This is a genomic window from Gordonia ajococcus, assembly GCF_012974285.1.
Taxonomy (GTDB): Bacteria; Actinomycetota; Actinomycetes; order Mycobacteriales; family Mycobacteriaceae; genus Gordonia; species Gordonia amicalis.
This window is the reverse complement of sequence record NZ_CP052884.1, coordinates 457,999-473,366: the sequence shown is the minus strand read 5'-3', so window position 1 is coordinate 473,366 and position 15,368 is coordinate 457,999. Positions and strand designations below refer to the sequence as shown.

12 protein-coding genes, 1 tRNA gene and 2 pseudogenes are annotated in these 15,368 nt (G+C 66.5%); 8 read left to right on the top strand and 7 right to left on the bottom strand.

Translation table 11 applies throughout. The features are described 5' to 3' along the window. Positions 1-306 precede the first annotated feature (306 nt). Together GAA2_RS02110 and GAA2_RS23015 are read right to left on the bottom strand one after the other, a co-directional pair. Positions 307-1,494: a hypothetical protein gene (locus tag GAA2_RS02110; RefSeq protein WP_394854767.1), complete on the bottom strand. Its 1,188-nt coding sequence runs from the start codon at positions 1,492-1,494 to the stop codon at positions 307-309. 47 nt (positions 1,495-1,541) lie between these two features. Beyond that, positions 1,542-1,979 carry a hypothetical protein gene (locus GAA2_RS23015; RefSeq protein ID WP_232513054.1) on the bottom strand — a complete coding sequence of 146 codons (438 nt, stop codon included), beginning with the start codon at positions 1,977-1,979 and terminating at the stop codon, positions 1,542-1,544. Positions 1,980-2,640: 661 nt separating this feature from the next. Between GAA2_RS23015 and GAA2_RS02100 the strand changes: the two genes are divergently transcribed. The 6 genes from GAA2_RS02100 (at position 2,641) to GAA2_RS02075 (ending at position 7,154) form a co-directional block, all read left to right on the top strand. Beyond that, positions 2,641-3,222: a hypothetical protein gene (locus GAA2_RS02100; RefSeq protein ID WP_024499525.1), complete on the top strand. Its 582-nt coding sequence runs from the start codon at positions 2,641-2,643 to the stop codon at positions 3,220-3,222. A 51-nt stretch (positions 3,223-3,273) separates the two neighbouring features. Continuing rightward, positions 3,274-3,768: a helix-turn-helix domain-containing protein gene (locus tag GAA2_RS02095; RefSeq protein WP_024499526.1), complete on the top strand. Its 495-nt coding sequence runs from the start codon at positions 3,274-3,276 to the stop codon at positions 3,766-3,768. Positions 3,769-3,828: 60 nt separating this feature from the next. Further along, positions 3,829-4,254 carry a VOC family protein gene (locus GAA2_RS02090; RefSeq protein ID WP_006435059.1) on the top strand — a complete coding sequence of 142 codons (426 nt, stop codon included), beginning with the start codon at positions 3,829-3,831 and terminating at the stop codon, positions 4,252-4,254. A 47-nt stretch (positions 4,255-4,301) separates the two neighbouring features. Then, entirely contained in the window at positions 4,302-5,153 is an 852-nt protein-coding gene (locus GAA2_RS02085) for an esterase/lipase family protein (protein ID WP_024499527.1), read from the top strand. Positions 5,154-5,324: 171 nt separating this feature from the next. Then, a tRNA-Thr gene (locus tag GAA2_RS02080) sits at positions 5,325-5,400 on the top strand. A gap of 341 nt (positions 5,401-5,741) precedes the next feature. Then, the gene (locus tag GAA2_RS02075; RefSeq protein WP_024499528.1) at positions 5,742-7,154 is read left to right on the top strand and encodes a PE-PPE domain-containing protein; all 1,413 of its coding nucleotides are present in this window, start codon (positions 5,742-5,744) and stop codon (positions 7,152-7,154) included. Between the two features lie 446 nt (positions 7,155-7,600). Here GAA2_RS02075 and GAA2_RS02070 read toward each other — a convergent pair whose 3' ends face one another. Next, positions 7,601-8,167, bottom strand: a complete 567-nt coding sequence (locus GAA2_RS02070; protein ID WP_024499529.1) for a hypothetical protein — start codon at positions 8,165-8,167, stop codon at positions 7,601-7,603. 243 nt (positions 8,168-8,410) lie between these two features. Then, positions 8,411-8,548 (bottom strand): annotated as a pseudogene (locus tag GAA2_RS02065) (TetR/AcrR family transcriptional regulator); the annotation flags it as partial. 54 nt (positions 8,549-8,602) lie between these two features. Here GAA2_RS02065 and GAA2_RS02060 point away from each other — a divergent pair. Further along, a pseudogene (locus GAA2_RS02060) lies at positions 8,603-8,770 on the top strand (alpha/beta fold hydrolase); the annotation flags it as partial. 66 nt (positions 8,771-8,836) lie between these two features. Here GAA2_RS02060 and GAA2_RS02055 read toward each other — a convergent pair. Continuing rightward, a complete protein-coding gene (locus GAA2_RS02055; RefSeq protein ID WP_024499531.1) occupies positions 8,837-9,019 on the bottom strand; it encodes a hypothetical protein in 183 nt (60 codons plus the stop codon). Positions 9,020-9,200: 181 nt separating this feature from the next. Continuing rightward, on the bottom strand, positions 9,201-10,487 hold the full coding sequence (locus tag GAA2_RS02050; RefSeq protein ID WP_159405409.1) for a DNA polymerase III subunit delta': 1,287 nt from the start codon (positions 10,485-10,487) through the stop codon (positions 9,201-9,203). A 172-nt stretch (positions 10,488-10,659) separates the two neighbouring features. Here GAA2_RS02050 and GAA2_RS02045 point away from each other — a divergent pair, with 172 nt between their 5' ends. Further along, positions 10,660-12,120, top strand: a complete 1,461-nt coding sequence (locus GAA2_RS02045; protein ID WP_081712464.1) for an adenylate/guanylate cyclase domain-containing protein — start codon at positions 10,660-10,662, stop codon at positions 12,118-12,120. 84 nt (positions 12,121-12,204) lie between these two features. Here the strand turns inward: GAA2_RS02045 and topA are convergent, their stop codons facing one another. Continuing rightward, entirely contained in the window at positions 12,205-15,267 is a 3,063-nt protein-coding gene (topA, locus tag GAA2_RS02040) for a type I DNA topoisomerase (protein WP_159405410.1), read from the bottom strand. Positions 15,268-15,368: the final 101 nt, after the last annotated feature.

Sequence of the window (15,368 nt, the reverse complement as noted above, 5' to 3'; positions counted from 1 at the left end):
CGCGAGGTTGACAGTGCCACGGCACAGGGAATGGTCTCCCATTGTCGCGAGATTATGGCCGTAGAGCGCGATGTTCGGGATGGGCGCAGCGGCCGCACCACCCGCCCCTATGCCGGTGGACACGATCACGCTAACTCCAGCAATCAATCCGATGAACAGTCTTCTCATCTCAATCCTCCACTTGTCCGTCGCATGCTCTTCTCTCCGGCGCGACCCATCCGCGGGGTGAACTCGATCGTGTGCTGAACACTTGCATGTGTTCGACGGACTGGGTGTGGGGCTGTCGCTCTAGCGCTCGTCATAGGACTATTCATTCTCCGTCGGCCAGAGGACTTCACTGCCGGGGATGGCGTTCTTCAAGCCGTCCGATTGCGCCCTGGTCCAGTCCCGGACGGACTTCTCTGCGCCCTCGCCAAAGACCGAATAGGGCGACCTGGCCTGCGCAGCAGACCATTTCACCGCCGATGCCCCAACCTTGAGATTCACATCCCCGCGGCTGTTGACGACATAGTCAACAGCCGGAAGGCCAGAGCGACGCGCTTCGGCCGGCGAGAGGTGAAACTCAAACTGATTCTCTTCTTTTACCTCAGGCGCCGCATGCCGAGGGCGGTTCTGCCTCCACGGCTCATCCGGGTTGGCACCCGGATCACCAGCCCCGAGGGAGTAAGCGAGGAGACCACCAGCGGTGCCACCGATCGCGAAGCCGAGCGCTGCACCGGCTGCGCCAGCCCCGATCCCGCCAACTGCAGCACCGATTCCAGCGCCGACAGGCACATCAAAGAAAGCCGTTGCACCAGCGGTAGTGATCCAGCTGACTCCCAGACCAGCGATCGCACCGACCCCAGCCCCACCAACAGCACCAACCACCGCCGACGGAATACCCAGCGCGACAGCACCTGCCGTACCGCCGGCCATGACACCGATGATCGTCGCAGCTGCCCGACGACTCGCCTCGTCCTCCGGCACACCCACCGAGATCAAACCCTGAGCAATCTTCGCCTCGCCATACGCCGACCACGCATTGATCGAGTTCACATCCTTGTCCGACAGACCCTCAGGAATATCGGTCACGAAGTTGCCCGCACGAATCTTGTCCGGCGGCGGCGCAATCGGACGCACCGGCGGAGCAACCTGCGGCACAACAGGATTGGTGATCACCGGCGAATACGGCCGCTCATAACTCCACGAACTCGCATCGTCGTACGAACGATACGGAGCCTCCACCGGCGGACCCGGAACCGAACCCGGACCCGGCACCACCACAGGCTGCACCACCGTGTCACCCGGAGCCGGAGCACCCGGCGCAACATCAGACGGACTCGTACCACCCTGACCCGGCACCGAATCCGACGGATCGGTACCACCCTGCTCCGGAACAGCAAACGCCGCACCCGCACCAGCCGTGATCGACACCGCCACAACAGCAGACGTCACCGACAGAACCGGACCACTCGGCCTCCGACGCCTACGATGCCGACCACGACTCTGAGACATCTCGGTACAACCTTTCTGCGCGACTCCCGATGACGCTGCGCGTGAACTCATTCGACGGACCTGATGGACTGGATGAACGTCTTGCCGCCCGTCGTCGACGTGCGGATGACCTGGCGATAGGTGATGGGCGCCGCGTCGGGCTGCAACTCGGTGAGCACGACGGAGTACTCACCGGGAGCCCGTTCGGTGATCTTCAGACAGTGCCGCGTGCCGATCGGGCGTTGATCGATGTACTGCTGCATGACGTACTCGGAGGCGACGGCACCCGGGGCGGCAACCGCGCGTGCGGCTTTCGCCGAGCGCAGTACGTAGTAGGCGTGGTTGAACGCGCGGATCGCGCCCGGACCGGACTCCTGGTCGCCCTTCTCGTCGTCGTTCGACACCGTCGTCCCCGACCCGACGGGACGCTGCGCACACGCCGGGTTGCGGGCGACCGCCGACGTCGTCGGCCCCTCGGTCGGCGAGGCGGATTCGGAGGTTTCCACAGCCACAGCGGAGCGCCCGGAGTCGGCACCAGTCATCGAGATTGCGACAACGCCTGTGGTCAGAATCACAAGAACTGCAGCTGCCGCACCCGCGATCCGCGGTCCCGAACCCAGTAATCGGCGCCACCCGGGAGCGATGCCGGACACGGCCTTTCGCTTCGCGCGGACCGATCTCTCGGCCTCGGCGAGGAAGGAGTCGAGATCGGAAGAGGGCTTCTCGGGAACCGCGGCCACGGGGGTTTCACCCCTCGTCACCGATCGCCCGACAGAAGTGGCCGGAGCGCCGAGCACCGCCACGGCCGTGCCGCCGGCATCGCTCTGAACTGCGTCGACGGATCGGAATCGAGCCAGGTGAGCGGCCAGATCGACCGCCGGCGTGGCACCGGAGGACGGCCAGGCGGCAACGTCGGGGAACCACAAAGACTGCGGACGCTGCAGCACCATGAGACCCCCTCCCCCCGGCTGGTGATCGTCGTTGTCAGTTGTGCACGCGACGACACGACACCAAAGGAAGATCCCCCCGTGGCGCCGGCACTGCCGTCGCTGATCTCGGGTCACCCTACAACAGCTCTCAGCAACATCTCAGGTGTCATCCACAGGCACGACAGGCACTCATCCCGACTCTCAGCGCGACCCCAACGCGCTCGCTACGGTCGGAGGCGTGCTTCTCACAGCTGCAGTGGCGCGCGGGGTCGCCGACGGTTCCGTCGACCTCGCCTTCCGTCGCTGGGGGCGTCCCCGCATCCGTCCCGGATCGAGCTTCATCGCCCTGACACACGTCATCGAGGTGACGTCCCTCGAGCGAGTCGATCCCGCGCAGCTCAGCACGGAGGACGCCCGCCGGGCAGGCTACGAGGACGCCGATGCGATACGGGCGACGCTGTGCGTCAACACCGATAATCCGACCTACCGGATCGGACTGCGTTGCATCGGGGAGGATCCCCGGATCGCACTGCGCGCCGACGACGATCTCTCCGACGACGCTGTCGCGGAGATCCGTTCGCGGCTCGATCGAATGGACACTCGCTCCGAACACGGACCCTGGACACGGGACACCCTCGCGATCATCGCCCGCCGGCCCGGCGTCGTGTCCACCGAACTCGCGGTCGAACTCGGCAGGGACCGAGCGGGTTTCAAGAACGACGTCACCAAGCTGAAGAAACTCGGGCTGACCGAGAGCCTCGAGGTGGGCTACGAACTGTCCCCGCGCGGCGTCGAATTCCTCCGTCGCGATGTCACCTAGCCGACGGTCGAACAGGGCGCGGGGTCATCGCGGGATCGGCATAATCAATCCATGTCCAGCGCACATCCGGCGCGCCACCTGCTGCGCGCCAAGGATCTCGCCGACGTCCGGTTCGCCGAACCGCTGACCGTCGACGACATGGCCGCCGCGGCAAAGCTGTCCCGCGCACACTTCTCGCGCGCGTTCACCGCCGCATTCGGCCAATCCCCGCATTCCTACCTGCAGACCCGGCGACTCGAGCGGGCCGCAGCGATGTTGCGGTCGACGGATCGCACAGTGGCCGACATCTGCATGTCGGTGGGACTGTCGAGCGTCGGATCGTTCACCACGAGCTTCACGCGCGCATTCGGCAAGACGCCGACCGCGTACCGTGATTCGTTCCCACCCGCGGCCACCTATGCTCACGTACCCGCGTGTGTGTTGCGGGTCTACTCGCGGCCCGGACCGTCGAGTCGCGTCGAACGTCCGGAACCGTCCGCAGCGCCGGCCGAGCAGCTTCCGAAGACAGCACACGGGAAGAAGACCGCCGCACCCGCGCGGCCGTAACTTTGGTTCCACCACCGGGAGAACACGCCCGACCACGAACCAATTCGAAAGGTGCACACCATGATTCGTATCGCCAGCGCTCAGCTGTGGGTCCATGACCAGGACGAGGCCCTGGAATTCTGGACGACGAAGGTCGGGATGGAGGTCCGCTCGGACGTCTCGCTCCCGGAAATGGGCGGGTTCCGCTGGCTCACCGTCGGCCCGCCCGGACAGGACGACGTCTCCATCGTGCTGATGGACATCCCCGGTCCGCCTGCCTTCGAGGCCGAGATTTCCGGTGAGATCCACAGCCTGATGTCCAAGGGTTTCGCGGGGACCGTCTTCCTCACCACCGACGACTGCCGGGCCGATTACGAGGCATTGTCCGCCCGCGGCGTCGAATTCACCGAGAAGCCCGAAGAGCGGCCATACGGGATCGACGCGGGCTTCCGGGACCCGTCGGGCAACAGCATCCGCCTGACGCAGATGGCCGAAATTCTCGCGTAGGTCCGAGAGTGCCTGTCGCGCCGACGGTCGTGGGCGACAATGCTCCCATGAGCCGTCTCCGATCAGGCCTCGCCGCCGCCGCGACCGCGCTTGCCGCGGCCTGCGTGCTGCTCGTCCCGGGCGCCGCGCAGGCCGCGCCCTTCCCGGTCACCACGAATCCCGACGAGGCGATCGCCGCGCACTACCTGGGTCCGGCAACCGAGTCGCCGGCCGGCAGCAACCGGTTCGGCTGCCGGGATCGAGAAGGGCGCGACCCTATCGTCCTGCTGCATGCCACCGCGATGAACCAGAGCGCGAACTGGGCCTACCTCGCCCCGACCCTCGCCAACGCCGGGTATTGCGTCTTCAGCACGACCTACGGTCAGGCGTCGTGGAGTGGCACCACCGGCGGCCTCGGCAACAAGGAGCGATCCGCGCGTCAGGTCGCGCCGTTCATCGACAAGGTCCTCGCCGCCACCGGCGCCTCCAAGGTCGACCTCATCGGCCACAGCCAGGGCGGAGCGATCGCCCAGCTCGTGACCCAACTCCCCGGCCGCGCCGCGCAGGTGGACACCATCATCGCGCTGTCGGCATCACACCAGGGGTTCTCCCGCGTCGGCTCGATCACCGACCGACTCCCGGCGCGGGCGCCCGGCCAGAGCTACTGGGGCCCGCGGCACCCGTCGATCGACTACGTCAACTTCGCAACCAGGTACGACGAGATCTCGACGCCGTACCAGGTCACGCTGATGACACCTGGTCCGAACGTCGTCAACATCTTGGTCCAGGACGTGTGCCCGGCGTCGAAGATCGGTCACGTCGGCATGGCCTACTCCCCGACCGTCGCCGCACTCGTCCGCAATGCGCTCGACCCCGACCACCGTGTGCCGGTGGTGTGCGGCTCCGACTACCCGTTCTGAGTCCCGACCCGCCACAGAATCTCCAGGTCAACGCCCGTTCGTCAGCTGTAACTGGCGCTTCTTCGCGCAGGTGCCGATTCTGCGCGGCGACGCGCGGGGCAGCACAGCTGGGCCGGTTTTTGTTGCGGGCGATCGACTCGCTAGACTCGTCTGCGCTGCCTCGCGTAGCACGCCGCCCTAGCTCAGTCGGTAGAGCAATTCACTCGTAATGAATAGGTCAGGGGTTCGATTCCCCTGGGCGGCTCCACCAGGATCGTACGATTCGACCCTCGTACGACGCTTCCCCGCATCGACGGATTCACTCCCTCACGCCACTACCGAAGGCACACCCGAAGCCTCTTCCGCCCTTCAAGTGAATCTTCCGCCCGCTAAACCCTTAGCGATGCAAAGATAATTCGGTGCCAGGTATGCCCCGTTAATCCGTTCGGATGACAGACTCCGAGCCCACTGCTCCTTACACTCCATGCGACTGTAGGAGGTCAATTGGGGGCACGTCGCGGACGAAAGCACCGGTCTCAACCGGCGCGGACTGCCATAACACCTCGTAAACCGTCGCGAGCGACAGCCACCTCGCTGACGATCAGCGCATTGTCTCTCGCCACCGTCGTGCCGATCGCCGTCGCCTCGACGAACGTCACCGCCGTGGTCGAATCCCTCATCGACCGCGGCGTCGTCCGCGAAGCCACCCAACACGACAACACGAGCGACATCTTCGCCGACCTGCCCGACGACACCATCATGGTCGTCACACCCGGGACCGACGACACCATGCTGATGCCGCGCAATCTCCCGTACGCCGGCAACCGCCAGGCCCTCATCGTCAACTACACCGAGTCCTTCGGACCCGTCATCGCCGGCCGCTCGAACACCATCGCTCCGTTCTCGCCCGGCTACGACGAGTCCAAAGAGCATGCGATGAACCAGAACCTGGCCGTGATGGCCGCGTTCGCCGAGATGGGCGAGGACCGCCCGTTCGTCGTCTACACCGGCTATTCGCAGGGCGCCGACGTACTCGGCGATGCCGCCGAGAACCCACGGGCCTACGACGACGACTTCTTCGTCCCGGGCAAGGACATGGTCGTCCTGGTCTCCGACCCGCGGAGCCCCTGGGGCATCAAGGCCTGGCTCGACGCCATGCCGTGGCTCAAGCCGATCGTCGAGGCGGCCGGGATCGAGGCGAACGGCGCACGCGACCCGGAGGCCACCGGCAAGGTCGAGGTCGTGTCGGTGATCATCGTCGGCGACCCGGTCAGCAACTTCCAGTGGGTGTCGTACCGGCCCGTCGCGTCGCTCATCGTCAATGCGGCCGGCTTCCTCACCATCCACTCGGGCACCGGACCGCACACGTACGGCGACGTCGAACGACTGGGTGACCCGAAGGAGTACAAGAGCGGCAACACGACATACCTGGTCTACGACGCCGCGCATCCCCTGGCGCTGTTGGTGGCTGCCGTCCACGACCGGCTCGGGATCACCTACGACAAGGACGACCTCGCTCGTTGGGACGAACTCGCCGAGGCCTACTACCCGACCCAGGCACCGAACCCCGACACCGCAGCGGTGCCGGTGACAGCAGTGGATTCGGTCAAGCAGGACCGACCGGGCGATGGTTACACCGTCACCGTTCCGTCCGAGGTGGCGACGGGCGCGGAGAAGCCGGGTGACCCGCCGAGATCCGGCGGGTTCGTGCCGGGGGGGATCGTTCCGCCGGCCGAGGACGTCCCCACCGACGATCGGACGCCCGCAGATGGCCGCGGCGAGGGCGAGCCCGGCAGCGGAGATGCCGACGACCGCCCCGGCGGCACCGAAGCGCCTGACTCTGAGGATTCGGGTTCGGGCTCGGGTTCGGAGAAACCGGACTCCGGAGACAGCGGAGCCGGGGACTCCGGTTCACCGACCGGCGGTGACGACTCATCGGACGCCGGGACGGACCGGGAGAAGTCGGACTCCGCCGAAACAAGCTCGGCCGGTGGGGATTCGACGGGCCGCGAGGCCGCCTGATCCCCAACCGGCCAGTGGATCAGCTCGACCCGAACAGATTTCCCAGGCTTCCGTTGCCCGAGTCGCCACCACCGGTGTCACCACCACCAGTGCCGCCACCACCCGGGTTATCGGGAGCCTTACCGGTTCCGGTCACCTTGTAGACCTGCACGAAGGCAGGAGCAGCGCCGCCGAAGCCTCTCCGCTCCCGGTGAATGCCACCGCGGCTCCAGCCGCCACTCCGATTCCGGCCAGCGCCATCCGCGAAAACCGCATCTGTTCCCTTTCGGACACGTGATTCATTGCCCTACAACACGTGTCGTAGGCACACCCCGACAAGATCGACAACGTCGGGGAATTGAGTGTCTGATTTCGTGCGGGCACAGCAATGCACCCAGAGCAGCGATGTGACATTGACGCCGGGGGTCAAGAGGTCTCGGCCCGCCGATCCCCCACCGTCCGAGGAACTATCCGAGGAGTCCGCCGAACAGACCTGCGAGGCTGCCGTTGCCCGAATCGTCAGGCGAGTCAGGAGACTTGCCGGTTCCGGTCACGGTGTAGACCTGCGCGAGGCCGTTGATCGTCAACCCGAGGATCGGATCGGGGGTCGTGCACTCCTGGTAGATCGCATACGACGTGTCGGTCCGACCCGAGGCCCACTGTCCGGTCGACGAGCCGTCCTCGGCGATGCTCTTGCCGTTCCACACGACCTTGAGCGCACCTTCGGCTGCATCCTCACGAGCGCTGTCGAGCAGCCCGGACTCGATGCCGGTGGCGATGATCGCGTTGACGGCGGTGGCGCGCATCTTGAGTTCGGTCTCGTCGCTCGCCTTGTGGACGGACAGCCAGCACGTCGCCGTCTTCGACGTCTTGTTGGTCACCTTCACGGCCACCGTGCCATTACTGAGGGATTGTGTGTGAGGGTACGACGACGACAGAAGCAGCGCTGCCGATGCCTCTCCCGATCCGGAGAACCCCATCGCAGCCGCAGCCGCCACCCCGATTCCTACTGTCGCCACCTTCGTGAATCGCATCCACATACCCTTCCCAGCCCCTGATCCGTTGCGCGTCAACATGTGCCGAAGGCACTCTCCAACGGGTTGATTACTCGGGAACATTAGCAGACCGAATTAGAGATTCGGCGGGATACCGTTTCAACAATCACCGATCATGGCCCAAATTCGTTCCGGATAGATCAATCGACCAGAATGCCTCAACAATTGGTTCAAATGACCCACTAATTGCTTGGCGGACCATTCCTCCGAACAAGTGACAACTTATTCGAGAGCCTGATCGATCAGGATTTCGGCGGCACTCCGCGCGTCGTCGGCAGCCTGTGCGGTGCCGGCGATCGCGGCGGTCGTCTGGGCCCCCTCCGCCAGGATCGACAGTTGCGCGGCAAGTCTCGGCGGCCCGTAGCCTTTCCGGCGCGTCGCGCACCTTGTCCATCCCGACCGCGTGCACCCCATGTGCACGGCACCGCGGACAACATCCTGCCGATCGACGCCACCGGCCGCCGCTTCCACGAAGCCGTGCCGGCGGCTGAGTACGTCGAGATCGAGGATGCTCCCCACGGACTGCTGTGGACGCACGCCGTCGAGGTCAACGAGGCCCTGCTGCGGTTCGTCCAGAAGTGAAGCCGGGCCCATGACGCACGACGGCCGCCGGGCGGGAGACCCCACCCGGCGGCCGGTGCGTCATGTCTACCTGCTCGGCTCGCCCTCGGCCTCGTCGGCGGCGGTGGGCTCGTCGGCGGCGGCTTCCACGTCCTTCTCATCCGCCAGCGGGTCGTACCCCGGAACCCCTTCGAGGACCGTCAGTTCCTGGTCGATGGCGGCCGAGACGGCTTTGGCCTCTTCCTTGATCTTGCGGATGAAGTCGGACATCGCCTGCTCCCTTGCTCATCGACTGCACGGCCCGCGACCGTCCACCCATGATAGGGCCGGCCACTTCTTCAGAACGGGGTTCTCCTCATCGATCTCCTTGATGGGTCACCACGCTGCTGGTCACGTACGGCATCGCCGAGACGAGCAGACAAGACATCGAGGTGGCGCTCGCCGAACCGCGTCAGGCGTCAACCCTGCGTTTGAGCGCCAACCCGATCCTGGCGACCATGTCGTCGACCGCGAACTTGGGCTTCACGTTCATGTCCAGCGCCTCCCGGCAGTCGAGAACGGCCTCGACGCACGACAGCAACTGCTCGGGCCGGGCATAGCCGGCCAGGGGTATCGAGATGTCGTCGGACTTGTCGGGGTGCATCGCGGTCACCTTTGCCCAGACCCCGACGACGAGCGCGTCACGAAACAGCGCGGCGAGGTCGACGAGGGCACGGTCGAGGACATCGCGTCCGACGCGCGTGGCCCGCGACTTCTGACGCTTCTCCAGTTCCTTCAGCGCGCCGGCGCTGCCGCGGGGCATCCGGGCGGTTCCCTTGCCGGTTCCGCCGGCGCCGAGCGCAGTCTTCATCTGCTCGGTCTCGGCCCCGTCGAGTTCGGCACTGATCGCCTTGGCAGCGGCCTCCGCCGACCGCACCAACTCCTCTGCCGCGGCGTAGGCGGTGGAATCCCGGGACGCCGCCCGTGCCAGCGCCAGCGCCTTCTCGCGCTGGGAACGAGCGTCGGGGTCGGTGGCGAGGCGTCGGGCGCGACCGATGTGACCGCCGCAGACCGACGCCGCCCAGTGGGCCTGCTCCGGGTCGAGTCCGTCGCGTTCGACGAGGACGCGTTCGATGTCGGCGGTCGTCGGCGTCACCAGCGCGACATGCCGGCATCGCGACCGCAGGGTCACCGAGATGTCCTCGGGGTCCACCGACGGCGCACACAACAGGAACACCGTGCGCGGTGGCGGCTCCTCGACGACCTTCAGGAGCGCATTCGCTGCCTGCTCGGTGAGACGGTCGGCGTCCTCGACGATGACGATCTGCCAGCGACCGGTTCCGGGGCGTCGTGCGGCGGCCTGCACGATGTCGCGCATCGCGCCGACCGCGAGACTCAGGCCTTCGGGCACGACGTGTCGGACGTCGGCGTGGGTCTTGGCCATGACCGTCACGCAGGCGCGGCATTCGCCGCAGCCGACGTTCGCGGAGTCGGGGGTCTGGCACTGCAGTGCGGCCGCGAAACAGGTCGCGGCCACCGAACGGCCGCTCCCCGGCGGTCCGGTGAAGAGCCAGGAATGCGTCATCGACGCGCGTGACCATCCCGCATCGACACCCGGGATCTCGTCGTCGGGGAGGAACAGACCTTCGGTGCTGCCCGCGTCGAGCCCCTGTGCGAGGACCCGCGCGGCCCGGGCGGCGGCACGTAGATCGGCCGCGATCGCCTCTTGGCCGGTCAGCCGATCAAAGACATTGGTCACAACGACACCCTAAACCGCAGTTCGGACACGCCAACGGGGCGGAACCGTGTTTAACGATTGCAAGCAGCCAGCTACCGTAGTCTCCGTGGTGGAACAGCGGTCGCGATGGTCCAAGGTCCTGCACCTTGGCCGATGGCTGGTTCATACGCCGTGGCCGATTCTCGCGCTCGACATGCTCCGTGCCAACCTCGTCGGCGCGCTGTTCACCTTCGCATTCCTCCGCTTCGGGATGCCACTCCAGGACTCGATCAGTCTCGACGAGATCACCGCGCTGAATCAGGCGATCTTCGCGGGCTACCTGTTGATCGCGATGGTCATCGGAGGTTACGCGAGTATCCAGCTGTCGCTGCCGGTCCTCGTGTGGCATCGCAGACGCACGCGACTCGACAACGAGGCCGCCCGACGCCGCGCTCTCGCCCTGCCCACCCTGCTGACGGTCGTCAACGCCGCGCTGTGGGTCGTGGGTGGCACGCTGTTCACCCTGGTCAATCTGACGGTGTCGTCCAAGAACGCCTTCATCGTCGCGATCGCGAGCGCCATCGGTGCCATGGTCACGTGCGCGCTGAGCTACATGCAGGCCGAAAAGGTGCTGCGGCCGATCACCGTCGCGGCGATGGCCAACAACCCCGACCACGCGATCGCGCCGAGCGTGACCACCCGGATCACGGCGTTCTGGGTGATCAGCGTGGTGGCGCCGATGGTCGTGATCATCGGGATGATCGTGCTGCACCGCCTCGGGATCATCGAAGCCGACTCCACCGGGCTGGAACGTCCGATCCTGTGGATGGCGGTGTCGGCGCTCGCGTTCAGCGTCATCGCGATCGTGCGAGTGGTCGCCGCGATCAACGACCCGATCAAACAGCTGCGTCGGGCGCAGTCGAAGGTCAGCGACGGCGACCTGAACGTCGCGGTGAAGATCTACGACGGCAGCGACCTCGGTCTACTGCAGGCAGGCTTCAACGACATGGTCGCCGACCTGCGCGAACGCCAGGAACTACGCAACCTGTTCGGCCGCTACGTCGGCGAGGACGTCGCACGACGCGCCATCGAGACCGGCACCGAACTCGGCGGCGAGGAACGCTACGTCGGCGTCCTGTTCGTCGACATCGTCGGCTCGACGCGCCTGGCCGTGAACCGTCCGCCGCGCGAGATCGTCGAACTGCTCAACGAGTTCTTCCGAGTGGTCGTCGCTGTCGTCGGACGTCACGGCGGCTTCGTCAACAAGTTCCAGGGTGATGCGGCCCTCGCCATCTTCGGCGCTCCGCTCGACCTCGACGACTTCGCCGGGCGCGCATTGGCCTCCGCACGTGAGTTGCGCGCCGAGCTCTACGAGACCCTCGGCGACACCGACATCGGAATCGGCGTCTCCGCGGGTAAAGCGATTGCCGGTCACATCGGCGCCGAACAGCGCCTCGAATACACCGTCATCGGCGACCCGGTGAACGAGGCCGCCCGGCTGACCGAACTCGCCAAAGACGAACCGACCCGCGTCCTCGGTTCGGCCCGCGCGGTGTTCCTCGCCTCGCACGAGGAAGCCGAACACTGGGAGATCGGTGAGGGCGTCGAGCTGCGCGGACGAGGGATCGAGACCCTCCTCGCACGACCACACATGGCGCCCTACCGCAGGGACTGACCTCGACACCGTCCTCGGGTAGCCCGCCCCGCGCTCCCTGAGACGCCTCGGAGCTTACGGAGGGATGTCACAAGGGGGCCGGCTTCAGTCCTCCGACGGCTCGGCTTTCTTGGCAGCGGTCTTCTTGGCTGTCGTCTTCTTCGCGGCAGCCTTCTTCGCGGTGGTCTTCTTGGCGGTGGTCTTCTTGGCGGCTGTCTTCTTCGCAGCCTTCTTGGCCGGTGCCTTCTTGGCAGCCTTCTTCGCCGCCTTCTTGGCCGGGCCACGGGCACGCCGATCGGCGAGGAGCTCCATCGCACGTTCAGGCGTGATCGAGTCGACCTCGTCGCCCTTGCGCAGGCTGGCGTTGGTCTCGCCGTCGGTCACGTACGGGCCGAAGCGACCGTCCTTGATGACCATCGGCTTGCCGCTGACCTCGTCGTCCTTGCCCAGCTCGCGCAGCGGCGGCGCGGCGGCCTGCCGTCCACGACGCTTGGGCTCGGAGTAGATTTTGAGCGCCTCGTCGAGGGTGATCTCGAAGAGTTGTTCCTCGCTTCCGAGAGACCGCGAATCGGACCCCTTCTTGAGGTACGGCCCATAGCGACCGTTCTGTGCGGTGATCTCGTCACCGGACTCCGGGTCGACGCCGACGACCCGCGGCAGCGACAACAGCTTCAGCGCCTCGTCGAGGGTGACCGTCGAGATGTCCATCGACTTGAACAGCGAACCGGTGCGCGGCTTGGGACCGGCCTTCTTCGCCGCCTTCTTGGCGACCTTCTTCGCTGCCGGTTTGGTCTTCGTGGTGGTGCCGCCGCCCGGGGAGTCCAGCGGGACGACATCGGCGTCGCCGGCATCGCTGCCGCCTGCTCCGGGGGACCCGCCGTCGCGCGGTGTCGGGCCCGCGGGGATGGTGATCGGGGCCTCGCCGTCGTCGTCATCCTCGTCGGACGGCAGGATCTCGGTCACGTAGGGGCCGAAGCGCCCCTCCTTGGCGACGATCTCGTGGCCGGTCACCGGGTCGACGCCCAGTGTGCGACCCTCCTGGGGCGTCGCGAACAGCTTCTCCGCGACGGCCAGGGTCAGCTCGTCGGGGGTGATGTCGGCGGGCAGGTTGGCGCGCTGCAGATCGGGTTCCGCGTCGGCGTCGGTCTTCTTGTTCGCGTTGACGTCGCGCTCGAGATACGGACCGAAGCGGCCGACGCGCACGTAGATCGGACGGCCCTCCTCGTCGTCGAAGAGCCGGATCGAGTTGACCTGTCGTGCGTCGATCTCCTCGAGATTGACGCCGACGAGCTTCTTGAGTCCGCCGTACTGGGCGATGGCCGAGTGCGCGGAGCGTGCTTCGGCGTCACCGGACCGCTCGTCTCCGAAGTAGAACTCCGACAGCCATTTCGTGCGGTTCTCGTTGCCGGTGGCGATCTGGTCGAGGTCGTCCTCGAGGGTCGCGGTGAAGTCGTAGTCGACGAGGCTCTCGAAGTACGCCTCGAGCAACCCGACCACCGCGAAGGCGATCCACGACGGGACGAGGGCGTTGCCCTTCTTCACGACGTAGCCGCGGTCCTGGATGGTGCCGATGATCGAGGCATAGGTCGACGGACGGCCGATGCCCAGCTCTTCGAGCACCTTGACCAGCGACGCCTCGGTGAACCGGGCGGGCGGGTTGGTCGAGTGGCCGTCGGCGGTGAGCTCGATCGCGGTGAGCGACTGTCCCTCGGTCAGCTGCGGCAGCCGGTTCTCGGCGTCGTCGGCCTGGCCGCCGGTCTGCTCGTCGACGGTCTCGACGTAGGCCGACAGGAAGCCGGGGAACGTGATGGTGCGGCCCGACGCGGCGAAGGTCGCACGCTCTCCGGAGGACGCCGTACCCGCGATCCGCAGGCTCAGCGTGGTGCCCTTGGCGTCGGCCATCTGCGAGGCGACGGTGCGCTGCCAGATGAGCTCGTAGAGACGGAACTCGTCGGCCTCGAGCTGTCCGGCGACCTGTCCGGGGGTACGGAAGGTCTCGCCCGCGGGACGGATCGCCTCGTGGGCCTCCTGCGCGTTCTTGACCTTGCGGGTGTACTGACGCGGCGTCGGGTGGACGAAATTGTCGCCGTACAGCTCACGGGCCTGGGCACGGGCGGCGTTGATCGCCGACTCGCTCAGGCTCGTCGAGTCGGTACGCATGTAGGTGATGAAGCCGTTCTCGTACAGTCGCTGCGCGATGCGCATGGTGCGGTCGGAGGTGAACCGCAGCTTGCGGCCGGCCTCCTGCTGCAGCGTCGACGTCATGAACGGCGCATACGGACGACGCGTGTAGGGCTTCTCCTCGACCGACGTCACCGTCATGGCGGCGCCGCGCAGGCCTGCCGCCAGGCTCTCGGCGCGGTCGGCGTCGAGGACGACGACGCCGTCGGACTTCCTCAGCTCACCGGTCGCCTCGAAGTCACGGCCGGTGGCGACGCGCGCCGCGTCGACGTTGACCAGTCGCGCCTTGAACGTCGAAGGGCTGGCATCGGCGCCCGCGTCCATCGTCGCGGAGATGTCCCAGTACTCGGCGGACACGAACGCCATGCGCTCACGTTCACGTTCGACGATGATGCGCGTCGCGACGGACTGCACGCGGCCGGCCGACAGCTTCGGCATGACCTTCTTCCACAGGACCGGCGACACCTCGTAGCCGTAGAGGCGGTCGAGGATGCGGCGGGTCTCCTGGGCGTCGACCAGGTCGATGTCGAGGTCACGGGGATTCTCGGCGGCCGCCCGGATGGCGGGCTCGGTGATCTCGTGGAACACCATCCGCTTGACCGGGATCTTCGGCTTGAGCGTCTCGAGGAGGTGCCAGGCAATGGCCTCCCCCTCACGGTCACCGTCCGTGGCGAGGTAGAGCTCGTCGACGTCCTTCATCAGCGACTTCAGCTCGCTGACGGTGGTCTTCTTGTCCGGCGAGACGACGTACAGCGGTTCGAAGTTGTCGTCGACGTTCACTCCGAGGCGCGCCCAGGGCTGTCCCTTGTACTTGGCGGGCACGTCGGCGGCGCCGCGCGGCAGGTCGCGGATGTGGCCGCGGGACGACTCCACGACGTAGTTGGAGCCGAGGTAACCGGCGATCTTGCGCGCCTTGGTAGGGGACTCGACGATCACGAGTCGTCGGATTCCCCCACTGGAGCGGGATGCAGTGCTGGTCTCGGCCACCGGGGCGTCCTTCGGTTGACTGGGTGGAGAACTTCCTGTGTGTCGATACAGGTGTGTTCGATGGGTTTGTACCTTATGTATAGCGCCGTTTGCACATCTGA

Bases quoted from the DNA above. Each gene is read 5' to 3' on its own strand.
- GAA2_RS02110 (WP_394854767.1), bottom strand. From the start codon at position 1,494: ATGTCTCAGAGTCGTGGTCGGCATCGTAGGCGTCGGAGGCCGAGTGGT.
- GAA2_RS02095 (WP_024499526.1), top strand. From the start codon at position 3,274: ATGTCCAGCGCACATCCGGCGCGCCACCTGCTGCGCGCCAAGGATCTC.
- GAA2_RS02090 (WP_006435059.1), top strand. From the start codon at position 3,829: ATGATTCGTATCGCCAGCGCTCAGCTGTGGGTCCATGACCAGGACGAG.
- GAA2_RS02085 (WP_024499527.1), top strand. From the start codon at position 4,302: ATGAGCCGTCTCCGATCAGGCCTCGCCGCCGCCGCGACCGCGCTTGCC.
- GAA2_RS02070 (WP_024499529.1), bottom strand. From the start codon at position 8,167: ATGCGATTCACGAAGGTGGCGACAGTAGGAATCGGGGTGGCGGCTGCG.
- GAA2_RS02055 (WP_024499531.1), bottom strand. From the start codon at position 9,019: ATGTCCGACTTCATCCGCAAGATCAAGGAAGAGGCCAAAGCCGTCTCG.
- GAA2_RS02045 (WP_081712464.1), top strand. From the start codon at position 10,660: ATGCTCCGTGCCAACCTCGTCGGCGCGCTGTTCACCTTCGCATTCCTC.